The sequence below is a fragment of the Peribacillus folii genome, from assembly GCF_030271255.1.
GTDB lineage: Bacteria > Bacillota > Bacilli > Bacillales > DSM-1321 > Peribacillus.
Genome location: NZ_JASJOM010000004.1, coordinates 254449 through 273685 on the forward strand (window position 1 = coordinate 254449; position 19237 = coordinate 273685).

Sequence of the window (19237 nt, forward strand, 5' to 3'; positions counted from 1 at the left end):
TTAATTAAACTATATTTAACTCATTGTAGTTACAGGAGTGAAATAATGGAAAATATAGATATCGGTAAGAAGGTTGAAAAATACAGGAAAGCCAAAGGGTTAAGTAACAGAGAATTAGCAAGGTTATCAGAAATAACACCTTCAATGTTAAGCCAAATTGAACGTGGGCTAGCAAATCCATCCATTCAGACTCTAAAGGTTTTAGCAAAAAATCTGGATGTTCCTACCTTTAGTTTTTTCATTGAAGAAACGAACACAGCCGATTTAGTCGTTAAGTCTAATCATCGGAAGAAAATGACCATTGAAAACATATCCTATGAACTAGTTTCACCTGATTTTACTGGAACTTTGGCGACAGCCATCATGAATATTCCACCGGAGTCTGCTTCTTCTGAGAAGCTTTTGGATCATAAAGGGGAAGAAGTTGCTTTTGTTTTAAAAGGGAAAATTAAGGTGCATTTGAATGAGGAGGAACATATATTGGAAGCTGGCGATAGTGTGAAAATACCAGCATATATGAAACATAAATGGGAAAACAATTTTAGTCAACATGCTATTGTGCTATTTTCAGTTACCCCACCTACGTTTTAATGTAAAGCAATCTTTTACAATCAGGCTCGATGGTGAATGATCATAGTGATGAACTAATCAGACCTTTTTATCAACATGACATTTACATCTGCACGATAAGCAACCATTTCGATCACTCTTTTCGAAATGGTTGCTTTTTTACCGGAGCGTGAATCTTGCATGAAGATCTTTTCAAACCTCAAGCCATCTACTCTAACTTATATTAAATGTTTGACTGTGTATGGTATATTTATTGATTTTTTCCAAACTTGGTTTGTAGCCAATTCCAGGCAAATCCGGAACCAAGATCGTTCCTTTTTCCACTGTTACTTCAGGGTCAATAATATCTTCTGCCCAATAAAGGGAGGAAGCGGCGGTATCGCCAGGAAGAGTAAAATTTGGCAGGGAGGTGATAGCGATATTATGCGCCCTGCCTATACCTGATTCCAGCATGCCCCCACACCATAGTGGAATGTCATGTTTCACACATAAATCGTGAATTTTCTTCGCTTCCGTCAAGCCACCTACGCGGCCAATCTTAATATTGATAATTTGACAACTGCCTAATTTAATAGCTTTTCGAACATCTTCCAATGAGTGAATGCTTTCATCTAGGCAAATAGGTGTTTTTAACCTTGACTGTAATTCTGCGTGGTCAATGATATCGTTATAGGCAAGCGGTTGTTCAATCATCATTAAATTAAAATCATCCAAGGCTGATAACCGGTCTATATCTTGTAAGGTATAAGCTGAATTTGCATCTGCCATTAGAGGGATATCAGGATATACATTTCGGACTTTCTCTATTAATTCAACATCCCACCCGGGTTTAATTTTAAGTTTAAACCGTTTATAGCCTTCAACGCGACAAGCTTCAATCATATCCAAAGTCGAATCGATCGAATCCTTTATTCCGATGCTCACTCCCACTTCAATTTTCTTTTTCGTTCCACCTAACGTACTCGCAAGAGAAGCATTTTGCTTTTTCGCATACAAATCCCAAACTGCACCCTCCATAGCAGCCTTTGCCATATAATTTCCGCGGATATGCTTGAAATATTTTTCAGAGATATCATCTGGATGCAGGATTTCGTTTTTTAAGATGATTGGAATTAAATAATCCTTGAGCATATGCCAGTTTGTTTTTAATGTTTCTTCATTATAAAGAGGATCAACCATCGCAACTGATTCTGCCCATCCGGAAATGCCAGCATCGCTTTTTGCTTCCACAAGGATAAAATCTCTATCATATTCAGTCCCAAAGCTAGTAGTAAAAGGTTCAAGCAAATCAAGTTTCAGATGCCTTAAAATAACTTGTTTAATTTTCACCAGGTAATCTCCTTTGTTGATAAAATTGTTAAAATATTAGACTTCATTATAAAACTCACGTTAAATCATTTCCTTGATAACACATAAAAATGGACGGGAATTTCCGGCATGGGATTTTTCATGAAATCTATCACCTGCCATCCTTGCTGAAATAAATCGGTAAACAGCTCTCTCGTTTTCATTCGCCATTCATTGGCTGCTTGAATATTTGTGTCTCTTATAGTTCTGAATTCTTTTGGGATGGCCACAAAAGCAAAATTACATTCATGTGCTGGCATCGTTAGGGTGATTGTAGGTATAGGCACCCCATTTTTTGTGGTTTCCCATTGAATCAGCGAGTTCTTTATCATTAAGTCCATCGTCATTTCATGTGCTTTAGTGTCCTTTATCTCCTTCTTGCCAATATGCCATTCAACAAGAAAGCGGTCAGAAGGGATTCCACTATTTAAAAGATCCTCCATTTCACCATAGCAGTTTGGAATATAGGTAGAACAAGCCCCGCCCAGCTTGCCTATATTTAAATACCCATTAATACTTTCTAACGGATCGTATGTCCATGTAATTAGGGAATAACCTAGCTTTAACGCTTCTTCACGTTGTGCTATTTTTAGCTTCTCCCCTATTTTTTTATTTCGAAATTGCTCAGCTATACCCAAAATATGTGAGCAAAGATAAACTGATTTACCATTGAAACCAGGGAAGCTGTATTGAAACCCAATCAGCTGATTTTCGCAATAAGCTCCTAAAACCAAACCACCGTTTTTCACTGCCGTTATGGTTTGGTGTGAGGGGATGGAATCAGCATCCCCCCATATGGCAGATTCCAGCTTTCTTACGCTCTCAAGTTCGTCAATTCGATGAAGGGAGCGAATGGAAATTTCCGCTGTTTTCGTCATGGTCTACCTCCTAAGTATGATCCAGGCACGTTAATTGCCCACACAACTATATGCTGGTAAAGTTTTCACTTGTCGGACTATGGACTTAACCCATCATTTAAGATAATATGCCGGACTTCGAAATCATTCCTGACTACTGAAATCCGCTTCTTGCAAGGAAATGGTTTTTGTTTTCTTTACGATTTTATAGCCTAGAAAAGCCAGAAGAAACAAAGGAAGGCCGATATATGAAATTAGAATCCCATACCAGTCAATTTCAGATCCAAAAAAAGCCGAGTAATTTTGTCCAAGAATAGCCGTAACACATAAAATTGTGGCTAATATCGGACCGAATGGATACCATTTTGATACATAAGGCAGATCTTTCACATCTCTTCCTTGTGCAATAAAAGCCTTCCGAAAACGATAATGGGTAATCGAAATTCCTAACCAGGATATAAAACCGGATAACCCTGCAGCATTTAATAACCAGGTATAAATAGTCCCATCACCAAAAAGAGAGGTTAAAAAAGCAGCCATTCCGACGATGGTAGAGAAATACACTGCGTTGACTGGAATGCCGCCTGCATTCACTTTTTTTAGAAACGAAGGGGCTTTTCCTTCTTTCGCCAGCACCCAAAGGACACGAGAAGCTCCATACATGGCGGAATTCCCAGCTGAAAGAACTGAAGTAAGAATGACCACATTCATAACGGAGGCAGCGATGGCAAGCCCTGCGTTTTGAAAAACAAGAGTGAAGGGACTTACTGCAATATCTTCAATATCCGAGCTTAACAAACGCGGATCATCATAGCTGATTAAAAACCCAATCACAATGATTGCCAATACATAAAACAAGAGGAGCCTCCAGAAAATTTGCTTAATAGCTTTGGGAATATTTTTTCTCGGGTTTTCGCTCTCCCCGGCTGCAATACCTACTAATTCGGTGCCTTGAAAAGCGAATCCAACCACCATAAAGACACTTATAATGGATAAGAAACCGCCATTGAATGGTGCATTGCCTTTGGTGAAATTTTCAAAACCCGGAGCATGACCGCCCATGATTCCAGCAATCATTAATAATCCTACTGCGATAAAAATGATTATCGTCAAAACCTTAATGATGGCGAACCAGAATTCGGATTCCCCATACCCTTTTACCGATAAGATATTCAGGCCGAATATGATTGCAAGAAATGCTGCGCTCCAAACGATGCCTGGGACAGAAGGCAGCCAGAATTTCATGATCAGGGAGGAAGCTGCCAATTCCAGAGCGACTACGATTGCATTGTTGTACCAATAATTCCAACCGATCGCAAATCCCAGAGCCGGATCGACAAACCTTGATGTATATGTACTAAATGAGCCTGTAATCGGAATAAAAGCGGCCATTTCCGCTAAGCTTGACATCAGAAAGAATACCATGACCCCGGCAATGATATAGGCTGCTAAGGCTCCTCCAGGTCCCGCGGTATGAATGATGGAACCGCTCGCTAGAAATAGCCCCGTTCCAATGGTTCCACCAATTGCAATCATGGAAAGATGCCTAGGTTTGAGCTTGCGCTCCAGTCGTTTTCCATCAGGAGTTGCTTGGACATCTGTTTGTGATCCGAGTGCGGTATTTTTCATGAAACACCTCTTCATTATATTTTTATCGCGGGAAACGCTCTTCTTCAGTGGCCAGCATTACTGTCTTGATTAAAATTTTCGTTCCATAAATAAGTGCGTTCAAGTTAAACTTCATATCCGGATGGTGCAGACCAGGAGTTAGATCGCAGCCTAATCCTATCATTGTTGCTGCTATGTCAGGATAATGGGTTGTATAAAAATGAAAGTCCTCTCCTCCTTGAGAAATGCAAACTGGAACGATATTTTCCGTACCAATGATATCCCCTATGGCGTTTTCAGCATGATTTATGGCTTTTTCATGCGTGGTCGCTGCCGGGACGAATTCTTCCGCAGACCAGGAGATGGACGTACCCGTCTGCGCCATTGTTTGGTCAATAGCTTCCTTTGCCAACGAAATCAATTCGTTCATAACATCATTTGACTGAGCTCTGGCGTCCATAGCAAAGACAGCAGTTTCCGGTATGACGTTAGATGCTTTGTTGTTTGTTTGAATTTGTGTCATCTTGATGGAGTATGGACTTTCGGTTACTAAGTTTAGCTGTTGCATTTTTTGGACAAGCAAGGCTGCAGCCTCTATTGCATTGATTCCATCTTCCGGCCGGGAAGCATGGGCCTGAATGCCTTTGATCGTTCCCCTAATTGTGACAGCCGAGCCATGGACAATGACTGGCGAAGCTTTCATATATGGAGCCTCCGTATTTGGTCTTACATGTACCCCGAATAAATATGTAACATTCTCCAATGCGCCATCATTGATCATTTGAAGGGCGCCTTCCCCTTTTTCTTCAGCAGGCTGAAAGATAAATCGGAGAGTGTGTTTAGGCTGGATTCCACTATTGGCAATGGCCAGCGCTGAATGTAAAACCATTGTGCTATGTGCATCGTGCCCACATGAATGATTGGCCTTTACCGCACCATCCACCTCCTGAACAAGCGCATCCATATCAGCCCTTAGTGCCACAACCTTTTGTGAGTGGCCTGGGATCTCAGCGATGATTCCATAATGGTTTTGAAATGTTTTCACAGTTAAGCCTGCTTCATTAAGACATCGAAATAAATAAGCAGACGTTCGTTTCTCCTGCCAGCTTGGCTCAGCCAAGGAGTGAAGGTCAAGGTAACACTCTATTACTGATTCTTGATGCTGCTCAATATATTGAACCGGATTCATAATGATTACCTCCATTACATGAATGTTAGCGTGATGTATATATCATTCATTAAATACTTCATAATTTGAATATAGCCTCTCCAATTTTTGCTGATGGGTTTGAATCCTTTTTGCATCTTTTTCATGTATGCCTGCAATAACCAAATCCAATAAGCTAATAACGGATGAAATGGAATTGGTGCCTGTTTCTGCATGTTCTTCTGTTGTCAGGGCAATATCAGAAATACGGCCAACAGGTGACAGGAGCCGGTCCGTAACCACGATTAAACAAACCCCATTTTCCTTTGCGCACTCTGCAATTTTCACTATTTCATTCGCATACCTTGGAAAAGAAAAAACAACCACCGCAGACTTGTCAGTGAGATTACAAAACTTTTCATAGAAGTCGCCTGTTGGTGAACATAAACTTACATTTTCCCTTAACGAACTTAGTGTATGGGAGAACCAATAAGCGGCAGCATGGGAAATCCGATGCCCTGCAATCAATATTTGATCAGCCTGAATCAGGACATCGACAGCTTTCCATATATCCTGAACGTTTATATGATCTAATAAATGTCTTAAAATATGAATTTCGCTTTCTATCACTTTGGTAAACGGATCGTGCTGATTTTCTGCAGGGAAAAGGGCACTCTCATTGGGTATATCCAATTGGTTTTGATGCAGAAGCTGTTTTTGAATCCTTTCCTGCATTTTACTAAACCCTTCAAATCCTAATGAATAGGAAAACCGAATAACCGTCGTTTCACTAACCTCGGCTTTCCGTCCTATTTGATAAGCCGTTTTAAAGGCAGCTTCATCTAAATTTTCAATTAAGTAGTTGGCAACTTTTTTTTGGCCTGCTGACAAATGGGGAAATTTTTCTTTGACTAATCCTTTAAAATAAAGCTGTTCCATCACATCTCTCCTCTTTCGGTGAATCAAATACTTCATTTTTTTAAAATGATGAAGTAAATACTTTAATATGACACTATCATAATTACACTAAAAAAGTAACCGTTTTTCGATAATTTAAATAATTTTTAGAACAATCTTCTACAACCCTAATAAAATACGCGGGGCCTAGCATGTATAGGGTAATCATGAAAGAACGCGGATTGAGTGTGAAAGCGAAGATTTCTACTTTACCGATTTGTTTGAAGTCCTTATTTTCATGCATTTTTCTGACGTATATCATCCTTATTCGCGTGATATCATTCTCCTTATATATACTCTCTTAATCAATTGAAATTGGATCGCTTCGTGAAGGGAAAGGAGTAAAACACACCCCCCTTCTCCAGCCTATCGTTTCCAGTCTTACGCCGCCCTGGCGACTTTCCCTTCCCTGTCCCAGCGAGCACGATCGTGGGTCAGTGCCCCTTTACCCGAAAAAATATGGTAGGCCGTTCCCATTCGAAAACATCCGGATAAGAAAGAGCTTCAATAATGACATTCCTTCAAATGAACCAGCGCAACACAGGGCTTTTACGATCCAGTGTGAATAAGCCATAATCAATGACAACCATCTCATTTTCTTCGGAAAAAGCGACATTTGCGATTCGCAAATCTATTGGAATCATGCCATATTTCAGAAACATCATTTCGAGCTTGATAAGCTTCATATAATCGATGACTGCATGCCGCACGTTTGTGTCCATTTTCTTCATGATGATCCAGCCGGAAGCAAATTCACTAACCGGACAAAGATACTTCCTGACTTCCTCCCTGCAATTAGTATGAATGTATGCTTCATTGGCGTTGGCCATCATTCCTATCTCGGACAGGGCAATTTTTAATACATAGCCATTATTCAGATCATAAACGATTCGATTATAGCCATGTCCTATCATTTCATACGGAAGGTTCAGCGTGTTTGTGGCGGAAGCCATTCTTTGTGCTGTCGTTTCAAAAAAATGCTGCTTTCCCATGCTTGATAACCATGAGCCAATGGCTAGAATCTCTTCACGTAACAGCATGGAGCCGTTATTCGTCTGTTGGCCTTTTTCTTTTCCAGTGTTATTTAACAACAATTTTATACGTCTCCTTTTTGAATATGTGCCTAATGATAGTTATTTTGCAATGCCTTTTTGTAACATGATATGAAAATACTTATAAATGGCTTGTACAATTATCAGAGATTCTTTTTTGCTTCGTGCGCATGATCGGTCATATAAAAAAGACAGGCGGCAAAAAATTGCCACCTGTCCAGCTTGTATGATCCTGTTGTCTTATTTTCGAGACATTAAAAATGCTTCTAGTTCCATGACTGTTGGATAAGAAGATTGGGTCCCCCGTTTTGTGACACTTAATCCAGCGAAAGCTGCAGCCTTTTTCATCGCCTGAAGTACATCTCCATCCTTCACTAGGAAATGGGCAAAGCAGCCTATGAAGGCATCCCCCGCTCCCGTCGTATCGACTGCGGTCACTTTTTGTGATTCAACGGTTTCGTTTTTTTCCTTTGTGATCCACATGGCGCCGCGGCTCCCCATCGTTACGATTACATTTTTTAAGCCCTTATTTATTAAAGTGGACGCCGCTTGTTTAATTTGTTCCTCCGTCGCAACAGGCATCCCGGTTAAAATCTCCAATTCGCTTTCATTCGGGATAAAAAATTCGCTTTTGCATACATAATCAAAATTAAGATCTTTTGAGGCAGGAGCTGGATTCAATATGACAGGAATGTTATGCTCACAGCCAAAATCAATGGCTCGGTAAATGGTCTGAAGCGGAATCTCAAGCTGCAGTACGATCAGCGAGGCTTTGTTAAGCTTATCGGCGGTACGGTCGACATCCGCCGGGAGCAAGTGCTGGTTTGCTCCCTTGATGATCAGGATGCGGTTTTTTGAATCTCGATCAACAAAAATCGGTGCCACACCGCTTGAGGTGCCGGAAACTTTACTGGTGAATTCCGTATCGATCCCATACCTTTCAAGATTTTGAATCGTATGATCAGCAAAAAGATCATCGCCGACCTTCGTTACCATCATCACTTTAGAGCCCATCTTGGCGGCTGCAACTGCTTGGTTCGCGCCTTTGCCTCCACAGCCAATTTTAAAATCCGGTGCCTCAAGCGTTTCTCCTTCTTTCGGCAAGTCATCAATGTAGGAGATCAAATCCACCATATTCGATCCAATTACAGCTATGTCCATTCCTTTTTCCTCCTTATTTCTTTCCGGTTGTAATCGTGAAGGTCCTTTCTTCCCCCGCGCGAAGCATCTGCAGCGTTCCTGCTTTTTCCGCAGCGCTGAATCCTTCTGGACGGCATGTTGCAGGCAGCACGAATGAAGCGACATGCTGATTGGCATTATGCAATAACCACCTTGTGGCGTAGTTCAATTCCGCTGTCGAAAAACTGGTGAAAAACGTAGTTCCGTCAGGTGAAGATATCTCGAACTCCGCTACTTCCTGATGAAGATTCAGTTCGTCCGCAAAAAACACGATTTCTGGTTCATACATTTCCGGATTGTTTAATGCCCAGAGCGATTCCTCGCCGTTTCGTAATTGCCTATTGTAATTCAGCCACTTTTCGGTCGGCTTCACATGATTCGGGATCGAATCCCTTAGCTTGAAAGCGCTGTTCGGGATATTCTGCTTCATGACAGCCTTTTCCATATATGCATAGTTTGTATGACACATATACTGGAGCGGCATCTCATTGCCGGATAGATTTTTTACCGCCATGGTCATTTGGACCGACCCACTCGCTTCGAACATTTCAACACTAGGGGTAGCCAGGTAATGATGGCCGAAACCTTTTATATATTCGGTCCGGCCGCAGATTTTCATGGACGTATCGGTTATTTCCAGCCATGCACTGTCCATCTCGGCACAGGGCATCTCCCCATGCATATCATGGGTGTCATCAGGTCCCGGACAGCCATTGCTGATCAGTCCTGAATGGAATGCAAAACATCCGTATGTATCTATGACGTTATCAGCTTTTTTTGGCTGATTGAACATACTCTTCATTTTAAGATCTACACCATCAAATTCCAAATCCCATATCATTTGGCCCATGTATGGAAGAACCACCATCCTACCTCTTGAATTGGTTATCTCAACCGCTTCAATGCCTGATGGATAACGAAATAAAATAACACGGAATTCTTCATTCGCGTAAAATTCCGTAGGGGTTTCTTTAAAATAATCCCGGCGCAGTCCTATTATTCCCTTCATTCATTCCATCCCTTTCCCCATACACTCCTTACAGGGCATCATTGTTCGTAATTTACCCTGTAAGGATGTTTCATGATTGAATCATATGGTTGTTACAGGTTCTTTCGAAGGTTCGACTGTAACCTTTTGCGTTTTCATTTCACCGAAGAAGTAGAAGCCAACGTAGATAAAGCAGGCCATCGAGACTAGGAATGCCAGTTGCATCGATCCGAAGAAATCAGATGCAAACCCTTGTAATGCTGGGATAAAGGCTCCCCCAACAATGGCCATGACGAGGATCGCTCCTGCCGTTTCCGTATATTTCTTATCTTGAATGACTTCAAGCGTTTCTGCATAAATCGTCGCCCAGCATGGCCCAAACAGCATGCTTACACCAACGGCTGCGTACACGGCGGTCATATTCGGTACGAATGCCACATAGGCAAGAAGCGCTGAACCTATGATGGAGTAGCAAACCAAAACCTTCGCAGGCGAAAAACGGGCCATCAGGAAATTCGCAATGAACTTACCGGCAAAGAAAGCACTGAAGCTATATACCATGAAGGTTGAAGCAGTACGCTCGTTAATGTCGGGATTTAAATCGAGTGCAAGGCGAATCGTAAAAGACCAAACTGTTACCTGCATCCCAACGTATAAAAACTGCGCGGCAACTCCTTTGCGGAAACGTTTGTTTCCTCCTAGGTATTTAAGCGCTTTCATGATTCCAGGCGATTTCCCCGAGGCATGGCTGCTCTTCATTTCCGGCTTACACGAAGGGAACTTGGTCAACAGGAACAAAATCAACATACCGATCAGGACGAAAATCATATATCTGTATGGTTCCAACGTATTTTCCAGCATCTTCAGCCCAAATGCCTGTGCCTCCTCCGGGCTCATGGCTGCCATTCTGGCCTCCAGGCTTGCTCCTTCTTGGAATACAAGGTATTTCCCCAATAAAATGCCTGAAATTGCACCTAGAGGATAGAAAGTTTGACTGATATTCAAGCGCAGGATTGAATACTTCCGCGGCCCAATCATCGAACTATATGTATTTGCAGCTGTTTCAAGAAAGCCAAGGCCGATTGCGATGGAGAAGATGGCGAATAAAAACATCGTATACGTGGCCATATGCGAAGCTGGGTAAAACAAAGAGCATCCAACTATATAGAAAAGCAAGCCGGTGATGATGGCGAATTTATAATTCGTTTTCTTGATCACCATGGATGCTGGTATGGCAATTAAAAAATATCCGCCATAAAATGCGCTCTGCACTAGAGCACTCGCAAAGTCAGACAGCTCGAATACATGCTTGAACTGTGCGATCAGGATATCATTTAAACTGGCGGCCACCGCCCATAGCGGGAAAAGCAAAGACAACAGGATGAACTGAAAAATAGGTGTATGATTCAAATAACCATCTGGCAGCTGAATTAATTTTTGTTTTTTCATTTACTAACATCCCCTTTTAGTCCAATAGATTTCAAAATCAATATTCGCCTTCCATTGCTTCGCCGTTCATGATCGCCACACCGGAGCTTGCCCCAATACGGGTTGCCCCCGCATCAGCCATCACGATCAAATCCTTCAAGTCACGAATTCCACCGGGTGCCTTTATGCCCGCCTTTTCCCCTACAGATTTGCGCATTAATGCGACATCCTCTACCGTTGCTCCCCCAGTCGAGAACCCAGTCGATGTTTTCACGAAGTCAGCACCGGCCCGAAGGGAAAGTTCGCAGGCACGCACCTTTTCCTTCTCCGTAAGCAAAGAGGTTTCGATGATCACCTTCACAAGCGCTTTGGCGTTGGCTGCTTTTACTACAGCCTTTATGTCTGCTTCCACCTCGGCATATTCACCGGATTTCAATAATCCAATCGCTAAAACCATATCCACTTCTCCTGCGCCATTTTGAATGGCATTCTCTGTTTCAATCGCTTTTACCGCGGTAGTCGTACCACCTAGCGGAAAACCGATGACCGTGCAAACCTTTACATCACTTCCGTTAAGTTCTTCTGCTGCCGATTTGACCCATATAGGATTCACACATACAGAAGCAAAGCCATATTTTCTTGCTTCTTCACAAAGAGTCACAATCTGTTCTTTTGTCGCTTCCGCCTTCAATAAGGTATGGTCGATCATTTTTGCTACATTCATTGTTTACTCTCCTCTTCCCCAGTTCGAATAAAACGCTTTCAATATATAAAAATAAGCCGGGCGACTAGAAGATACCATCTTCCAGTGCCCTTTTCATATAATCATAATGCTGGATTAACCAACCGGCAGGACTGCCTGATTTTAAGCTCAGGAGTCAATAAATACTCCCGTTTTGGAAGATGCCCCTTTAAACTGATCCGCTCATGCAACAGTAAGAAGGCTATCTCCCCTATGGAATTCATTGGTCTTGCAACGACACTTAGCTTCGGATTCAAAAATGTTGCAATATCCACATCATCAAAGCCAATGAACGATACCTCGCTGCCAAGCCTCCAGTTTAAATCCTCCAGCGCCTTCACGCATCCTATGGTCATCATGTTGTTGGAAGAAAAAATGGCAGTCGGCCTCTCTTCAAGTTCAAACAGCTTCTTTGTACACCGATAACCGCTTTGCTCCCCAAAATCACCTTGAATGACATAGCGTTCATCCAATGCGATTTTGTAATCTTCCAAGGCTTGTTGATAGCCTAAGTACCGGTCAAGCCCAGGGGTCGTATTCAATGGCCCGCATATGATCGCTATCTTTTCATGGCCCTGAAGGATCAAATGCTGGATCGCCTGATAGGTCCCCTTTTTGTTATCTACAAGAACCGTATCCACTTCCAGTTTTTTGATGCTTCGATCGACCGCTACAACGGGAATTCCCTGATCCTCAAGAAGCTTAAGGTGATCGCCCTCTTCATTTGCCGTTGTGATGATCACTCCATCGACGCCTCGCTCAATGAAATTTTTCACGATTTCTTCTTCAATCTTAGGTGACTCATTCGTACTGCTTAATATGGTGAAGTACTCTTTTTCACGAGCTTTTTGCTCAATTCCTGCCATAACTTGCGGAAAGAACGGATTCTTGATATCAGGTACAATGACACCGATCGTATTCGTTTCTTTCAACTTCATGGTCCTTGCTGCTGCACTTCGGATATACCCCAGCTCCTCGATTGCCTTGAGGATCCGTTCCTCCGTTACTTTACGAACTCCCCCTTGGTTATTGATGACGCGGGATACCGTGGCAATGGATACGTTTGCTAGATTTGCAACATCCTGAATAGTTGGTTTAGATTCCATTTTGTCGACACCTCAAAATGTAAACGTTTAGATTTTTTTGCATTATTGTCCTAAATAATAAGATTTGACGCTATTATTACGAAAGATAAAAATGTAAACGTTTAGATTATTCTTGAAAATAGATTAACAGGTTTAATTTGTAATGGCAAGTTCTTTTTGTATGCGTTTACACATCATGATCACATTTTTCATAATCCGCTTCGAATGGATCGTATATTATTGTAAACCATTGATTCAAGACAAGGACTGATAAAGTATCCGCAAAAGCTGGATTTTATTAACCATGGCCGATTTATTGCTAGTTTCATTAGGCATGTTGGCCTTCGATCATATCGGAAATTGGCATCATTTGAGAGAAACCGCCAAATAAGCGAACCATTCTTATTTGGGGTTCTTCTTCGTGTCAGCGACTTGCCACTCATGGTTCCCCTGCTGCATGTCGCTTCAGTTCTTCTTCAAATAAGATACGGCGCAATATTTTCCCTACCGCTGATTTTGGGAGCTGGTTCCTGAACTCAAATTCCCGCGGCACCTTATAACGTGCCAGGCGTTGATGGCAAAACTCCCGGATTTCCGCATCCGTGACTGATTGTCCATCCTTTAAGATTATCGCCGCTTTAACCTTTTCCCCGCGATATGTATCAGGTACTCCATATACACACGTTTCTTTCACGGCAGGATGCTGATAAAGAATGTCCTCCACCTCGGTTGGATAAATATTATAGCCGCTGGCAATGATCATATCTTTCTTCCTGCCTACAATATAAAAATACCCTTCTTCGTCCATCCTCGCGATATCGCCCGTGTATAGCCAGCCATCCCGTACAGCCTCTGCCGTATCCTTTGGATTCCTCCAATATCCCTTCATGACTTGAGGACCTTTAATGATCAATTCACCTGCTTCGCCTGTTTCCATCCTTTTTGTCCCTGTTTTCAAATCTACGATTCTTGCATCTGTGTTAGGGTATGGTATCCCAATGCTGCCAGGCTTTTTTTGTCCATTGACAGGGTTTCTGTGTGTGGTCGGCGAGGTTTCGGACATACCGAAGCCCTCCAATATGGAAATGCCGAATACGGATTGGTATTGATGGATGATTTCTACCGGAAGCGGAGCTGAACCGCAGCTGCAGTATTTAAAGCAGCTTAAATCAGCTGCCGTTAAGTCTTCATGGTTCAGTAAGGCGATATACATCGTCGGGACCCCTGGAAATATGGTCGGCCGATGTTTACGGATCAGTTCGACCACTTCATCAATCCTGAATCTTTCTAATGTAATATAAGTCGCCCCTGCATAAATGGCACTATTCAATCGACCATTGCCAAACACATGGAATAATGGCGTCAAACCAAGCATCCGTTCGCCAGGACTCTGGAGTTTGAGTGCTTCCGCCGTAAAAGCGAAGTCTTGAAAAACGTTGGAAACCAAATTAAAGTGGGTGAGCATGACTCCCTTGGATTTCCCTGTCGTTCCTCCGGTATACTGCAGTAAGGCCACGGCTTCCTTCGACTCGATGATCAACTCAGGAAGTACTTCGTCTGGCACCGATGGAAGCAGTACATCCTCCCAAACTGTTTTGGCAGGAATGAACGTCACTGACTCAGAAAAACTTGTAGCCCTCAGTTTCTCCAGTTGTTCCTCACGTCCAATGAACCATATTGCCTCTGAATCACGTAAAATATCATCCAATTCATTCGGCTGGTATAGGGGATTTACTTGAACGACAACACCCCCCAAACGATGAATCGCATAATAAGCAATGATATATTCCAGACAATTTGGCAGCATGATGGCTATCCGGTCGTTCATATGAACGCCCCGATTAAACAAGTCCACGGCAAAACGATCCGAAGCCTCCTTCAATTCCAAATAAGTCATCTCACGCACACCATCGATAACGGCTGTGGTTGCTGGATAACGAGTGGCAGAGCGGTCTAGAAGGCCGTATAAGGACAATAAGGGAATCTCAATTTCAAGAGGTGTTTCTTCTGGATAAAATCTTTGCCAAGTTCTCATCAAATTCTGACCACCTCTCCTTTTCTTTAAAAGCCTCATTTGTTTACGATCGCCTTTGGGTCGTAACTTGCTTCAGTATCACGCATGATTTTGAATATCCCCGTTCCCTTTGCAATGATATTTCCGTTCACATCCTTTATTTCTCCTTCAGTAAAGGCGATTTTGTGTCCTTTTTGCAGCACTTTTGCTTCTGCAAACAATTCCCCGTTCGAGATGCTCGCCAAATAATGAACGGTCAAGCTTGTCGTCACCACTTTTGACCTGGTCACGGAACGGGTCACCATGCCAAGAATCGTATCCAGCATGGTAGCATGAATTCCCCCATGCAATGTTCCATTGACATTCAATAAATGCTCTTCAATCTTCAACTTGATGATAACGTTCCCTTCCTCAAAGCGAATGATTTCAAACCCGATATGCGAAAAGAAAGCACTGCTTTCAAATTGGTTGCGAATATCCTTCACTTCTACAGACACACCATTTCCCCTTCCTTTTTCAGTTATTCGAATACTACCTGAAATGAGAAGAATCGCAGCGGACCTCCACACCTTAAGTCCAGGTAATTTATACTGTCTCAATCATGATCGCCATTCCCTGTCCTCCGCCGACACAAAGGGTAGCGATTCCGTATCTCTCTTTTCTGCGAATCAATTCATGGATGAGTGATGTCACGATCCGCGCACCCGTCGAACCGACTGGATGCCCGAGCGCAATGGCCCCTCCATTTACATTCACTTTGCTTTCATCAAGCGCCAGCTCCCTTATTACCGCCAATGCCTGTGACGCGAATGCTTCATTTAATTCAAAAAGGCCGATTTCTTCTATCTTTTTTCCAGTACGCTCCAAAAGCTTTCCGACCGCTGGGACAGGACCGATTCCCATCACTTCGGGAGAAACGCCAGCCGCTGCCCAATCGACAATCTTCGCAACCGGCTCTAGTTGTAACCGTTGTGCCTCACTGGCTTTCATCAATACCAATGCTGAAGCACCGTCATTACGGCCGCAGGCATTTCCTGCCGTAACGGTTCCATCCTCCTTGAATGCCGGTCTTAAGGCTGCAAGCTTTTCCAGTGTAGTATCCGGACGAGGATATTCATCCGCTTCTATCGTGACCGTCCCCATCCTTTCACTTAACTCTACAGGCACGATCTCAGCTTTGAATTTTCCTTCCTCGATCGCTTTCGCCGCCCTTCGTTGGCTTTCAACTGAAAAGGCATCTTGTTCCTCCCTGGAAATATTGTATCGCTGGGCGACATTTTCAGCGGTTATTCCCATCCCTAAACGTTTTCCATACATCTCCTGTGGCTGTTGACCCGCTTCGGTATTCGAATCAACAAGTTCGGTCCGATCTCCGCCAAATCGGGAATTTCTTAAATAAAGCGGAGCACGGCTCATGCTTTCCGTACCGCCGGCAATGACGATATCGGCTTGTCCCGAGCTTATTTGCTGAGCGGCAGATGCGATGGCCTGCATGCCTGATGCACATAATCGATTTACTGTAAAAGCTGGTGCAGAATCGGGGATTCCTGAACGCAGAGCAGCCACTCTTGTGACGTTCGAGGATTCGGTCGTTTGCCTTACCTCCCCAAAAATGACTTCATCCACTTGTTCGGCTGTTATATTGGCACGCTTAATCGCCTCTTTGATAACGATACTGGCCAAATGTCCGGAACTAAGGTTCTTTAATGCCCCTCCATAGCGCCCGATCGGTGTTCGAACAGCACTTACGATTACAATATCTTCACCCATTTTACAACTCCCCCTCAAATTGTAGTTACTCGTATTTTGGCAACGGTTCAATTTTCATTCAACACTACTTCGCTGATATGGATTGCGGTTAACACTCTTGCAATACATTCCTTGCGATGATCAACCTTTGAATTTCATTCGTTCCTTCATATATTTTGGTTATCCGGGCATCACGGTAAAAACGTTCAACTGGATATTCCGCCATATAGCCCATTCCGCCATGAATTTGGACTGCTTTATCCGCCACCCTGTTGAACACGTCAGAAGCAAATAGTTTTGCCATCGATGCTTCTTTAATCACTTTTTTCCCTTCATCTATTTTTTGTGCCGCCATCATCGTCAAGGCTCTTGCCGCTTCCGTTTCCGTTGCCATGTCAGCTAGCATCCATTGAATCGCCTGATTGCCTGCAATCGGTTTGCCGAATTGTATCCGTTCTTTCGCATATTTGGCTGATAATTCAATCAATTTTCCGCATGAACCCACAGCCCTTGCCGCCAGCCCGACACGCCCCTCTCCCAAAATGGTCAGTGCAGATATATATCCCATTCCAACCTCTCCGATCACATTTTCTTCTGGTATGATACAATTCTCGAAAATGACTTGTGAGGTATATGATCCTCTTAGTCCCATTTTTTTGTCCTTTTTGCCGACGATCAATCCAGGAAAACCCCTTTCCACTAGAAAAGCGGTAATCCCGCCTTTGGCCCCTTTGCTTCTATCCGTTAGAGCGAATACCGTATAAACATCAGCTATCGGACCATTCGTAATGAAGTGCTTCGTCCCGTTCATCACCCAGCAATCGCCCTTTTTTTCTGCTGTCGTTGATAAATTGGTTGCATCGGAACCAGCTCCTGGCTCAGATAGTGCGAATGCTCCAATTTTTGTACCAGCTGCCATATCAGGCAAGTATTTAGCTTTCAAATGTTCCGATGCAAGCTTGACAAGCCCCGTACTGCCAATCCCGGTATGGGCACTGATCAAAGAAACAAATCCATTGTGCGTCCTGCCTAACTGCTCTAACACGGTAGCCTTGCCCACTGCATTCAGACCGATTCCGCCGTATTGCTCGGGAATGCTGATCCCGAATAAGCCAAGGGTTTTTGCTTGTTCCACCAAATGCTGCGGGATCGCATCTTCTTCTTCGATTTGCATCGCTAATGGGTCCACTTCCCTTTCGACGAAATGACCGATCATTTCCTTCATCTGCAGCATTTCCTTAGTTAATATGATTGACATGATACTTCCCTCCCTAGGACTTTTCCTGTTAATACTTCCTTGCTTATCCTAAATCAAGCTTCACGTTCAATGATCGTTGCAATTCCTTGACCGCCTCCAATGCATGCCGTTATAAGCGCGTACCTTCCTGAAATGCGCTTTAATTCGTAAACCGCCTTGGTCATGAGAATGGCTCCTGTCGCGCCAAGCGGGTGTCCGTGGGCGATGGCTCCCCCATTGACATTGATTTTGGCTGCATTCATATCAAGCTCCCGATTGCAGGCAATTACTTGTGCCGCAAAAGCTTCATTAATTTCAAAGATGTCCATGTCAGCCAAGGACAGCCTCGATTTTTCCAGCACTCTTTTCACGGCAGGAACAGGACCGATGCCCATATAATTTGGGTCCACTCCCGCCACAGCTTGTGCTTTGATCGTTGCTAGAGGCTTGATCCCCATTTCTTCCGCTTTTTCTCTCGACATGATGACAAGGGCCGAAGCGGCATCATTCAATCCAGAACTGTTCCCTGCCGTTACGGACCCGTCTTCCAAAAACGCTGGAGGTAAATTGGCTAGCCCTTCCTTCGTTATTTGCGGCCGTGGATGTTCATCTACTTTAAATTCTCTTGTTTCACCTTTTCTGCCCATTATGCTCACCGGTATGATTTGTTCATCGAAACGGCCCTCATCCACGGCTTTGGCCATCTTTTTTTGGCTTTGGAGGGCAAATTCATCTTGTTCTTCCCTGCTCACCTCATATTTTCCAGCTAAGTTTTCAGCAGTGATTCCCATTGGCGGATCACCAATTTCCTTCGGGGAGAGCTGCGATTTCCTGAACTGCGGCGGCTTAGCGCTGTATGCTTTTTCAGGTCGATCCATCAAGTAGGGCGCCCTGCTCATGCTCTCCACGCCACCGGCGATAAAGATATCCCCTTCGCCTGCTAAAATCGCCTGTGCGGCCAAATTGACCGCGTTGATTCCGGAACCGCATTGACGGTCAACAGTCAAACCTGGAAGCTGTAGTGAAAGACCGGTTTCCAATGCCGTTAATCTGGCTATGTTGCCGCCGCCGCTCAAGACGTTACCCAGGATGACATCATTTATCAATTCCGGGTTTACCTTCGCCCGTTTAATCGCTTCCTTCACCACTTCTGCCCCGAATTTGTGAGCAGGAACGGAAGCAAGAGCTCCGCCCTGTTTACCGATGGCTGTACGTACTGCTGAAACGATGACCGCATCTCTCTTCATTTTACTTCCACTCCCCTTTTTTATTTCACA

Annotated in this window: 17 protein-coding genes; 1 reads left to right on the plus strand and 16 read right to left on the minus strand. The window is 43.5% G+C overall.

Going from position 1 to position 19237, the window contains the following annotated elements; all coding sequences use genetic code 11:
- Positions 1 to 45 precede the first annotated feature (45 nt).
- Positions 46 to 591 carry a cupin domain-containing protein gene (locus tag QNI08_RS08425; RefSeq protein ID WP_285766971.1) on the plus strand — a complete coding sequence of 182 codons (546 nt, stop codon included), beginning with the start codon at positions 46 to 48 and terminating at the stop codon, positions 589 to 591.
- 192 nt (positions 592 to 783) lie between these two features.
- Here the strand turns inward: QNI08_RS08425 and menC are convergent, their stop codons facing one another.
- From menC to QNI08_RS08505, 16 genes are all read right to left on the minus strand, one after another.
- Entirely contained in the window at positions 784 to 1899 is a 1116-nt protein-coding gene (gene menC / locus QNI08_RS08430) for an o-succinylbenzoate synthase (RefSeq protein ID WP_285766972.1), read from the minus strand.
- Between the two features lie 65 nt (positions 1900 to 1964).
- Positions 1965 to 2651 carry a GNAT family N-acetyltransferase gene (locus QNI08_RS08435; protein ID WP_285766973.1) on the minus strand — a complete coding sequence of 229 codons (687 nt, stop codon included), beginning with the start codon at positions 2649 to 2651 and terminating at the stop codon, positions 1965 to 1967.
- Positions 2652 to 2918: 267 nt separating this feature from the next.
- Complete coding sequence (locus QNI08_RS08440) at positions 2919 to 4403, minus strand: amino acid permease (protein WP_285766974.1); 1485 nt, start codon at positions 4401 to 4403, stop codon at positions 2919 to 2921.
- Between the two features lie 22 nt (positions 4404 to 4425).
- Positions 4426 to 5571, minus strand: coding sequence for an amidohydrolase (locus tag QNI08_RS08445; RefSeq protein WP_285766975.1), 1146 nt, complete (start codon positions 5569 to 5571; stop codon positions 4426 to 4428).
- A 42-nt stretch (positions 5572 to 5613) separates the two neighbouring features.
- Positions 5614 to 6468: a MurR/RpiR family transcriptional regulator gene (locus tag QNI08_RS08450; protein ID WP_285766976.1), complete on the minus strand. Its 855-nt coding sequence runs from the start codon at positions 6466 to 6468 to the stop codon at positions 5614 to 5616.
- A gap of 539 nt (positions 6469 to 7007) precedes the next feature.
- Complete coding sequence (locus QNI08_RS08455) at positions 7008 to 7580, minus strand: hypothetical protein (RefSeq protein WP_285766977.1); 573 nt, start codon at positions 7578 to 7580, stop codon at positions 7008 to 7010.
- Between the two features lie 198 nt (positions 7581 to 7778).
- A complete protein-coding gene (gene rbsK / locus QNI08_RS08460) occupies positions 7779 to 8699 on the minus strand; it encodes a ribokinase (protein WP_285766978.1) in 921 nt (306 codons plus the stop codon).
- 13 nt (positions 8700 to 8712) lie between these two features.
- The gene (locus QNI08_RS08465; protein ID WP_285766979.1) at positions 8713 to 9726 is read right to left on the minus strand and encodes an aldose 1-epimerase family protein; all 1014 of its coding nucleotides are present in this window, start codon (positions 9724 to 9726) and stop codon (positions 8713 to 8715) included.
- Positions 9727 to 9807: 81 nt separating this feature from the next.
- A complete protein-coding gene (gene fucP / locus QNI08_RS08470; protein ID WP_285766980.1) occupies positions 9808 to 11154 on the minus strand; it encodes an L-fucose:H+ symporter permease in 1347 nt (448 codons plus the stop codon).
- 37 nt (positions 11155 to 11191) lie between these two features.
- Positions 11192 to 11857 carry a deoxyribose-phosphate aldolase gene (deoC, locus tag QNI08_RS08475; protein ID WP_285766981.1) on the minus strand — a complete coding sequence of 222 codons (666 nt, stop codon included), beginning with the start codon at positions 11855 to 11857 and terminating at the stop codon, positions 11192 to 11194.
- A gap of 101 nt (positions 11858 to 11958) precedes the next feature.
- Positions 11959 to 12981: a LacI family DNA-binding transcriptional regulator gene (locus tag QNI08_RS08480; RefSeq protein WP_285766982.1), complete on the minus strand. Its 1023-nt coding sequence runs from the start codon at positions 12979 to 12981 to the stop codon at positions 11959 to 11961.
- A 418-nt stretch (positions 12982 to 13399) separates the two neighbouring features.
- Complete coding sequence (locus tag QNI08_RS08485; protein WP_285767137.1) at positions 13400 to 14995, minus strand: long-chain-fatty-acid--CoA ligase; 1596 nt, start codon at positions 14993 to 14995, stop codon at positions 13400 to 13402.
- A gap of 35 nt (positions 14996 to 15030) precedes the next feature.
- Positions 15031 to 15471 (minus strand): PaaI family thioesterase, encoded by a 441-nt coding sequence (locus tag QNI08_RS08490; protein ID WP_285766983.1) that lies wholly within the window; start codon positions 15469 to 15471, stop codon positions 15031 to 15033.
- A gap of 88 nt (positions 15472 to 15559) precedes the next feature.
- Positions 15560 to 16744 carry a thiolase family protein gene (locus tag QNI08_RS08495; protein WP_285766984.1) on the minus strand — a complete coding sequence of 395 codons (1185 nt, stop codon included), beginning with the start codon at positions 16742 to 16744 and terminating at the stop codon, positions 15560 to 15562.
- An 88-nt stretch (positions 16745 to 16832) separates the two neighbouring features.
- Positions 16833 to 17981, minus strand: coding sequence for an acyl-CoA dehydrogenase family protein (locus tag QNI08_RS08500; protein ID WP_285766985.1), 1149 nt, complete (start codon positions 17979 to 17981; stop codon positions 16833 to 16835).
- Positions 17982 to 18034: 53 nt separating this feature from the next.
- On the minus strand, positions 18035 to 19207 hold the full coding sequence (locus QNI08_RS08505; RefSeq protein WP_285766986.1) for a thiolase family protein: 1173 nt from the start codon (positions 19205 to 19207) through the stop codon (positions 18035 to 18037).
- Positions 19208 to 19237 lie beyond the last annotated feature (30 nt).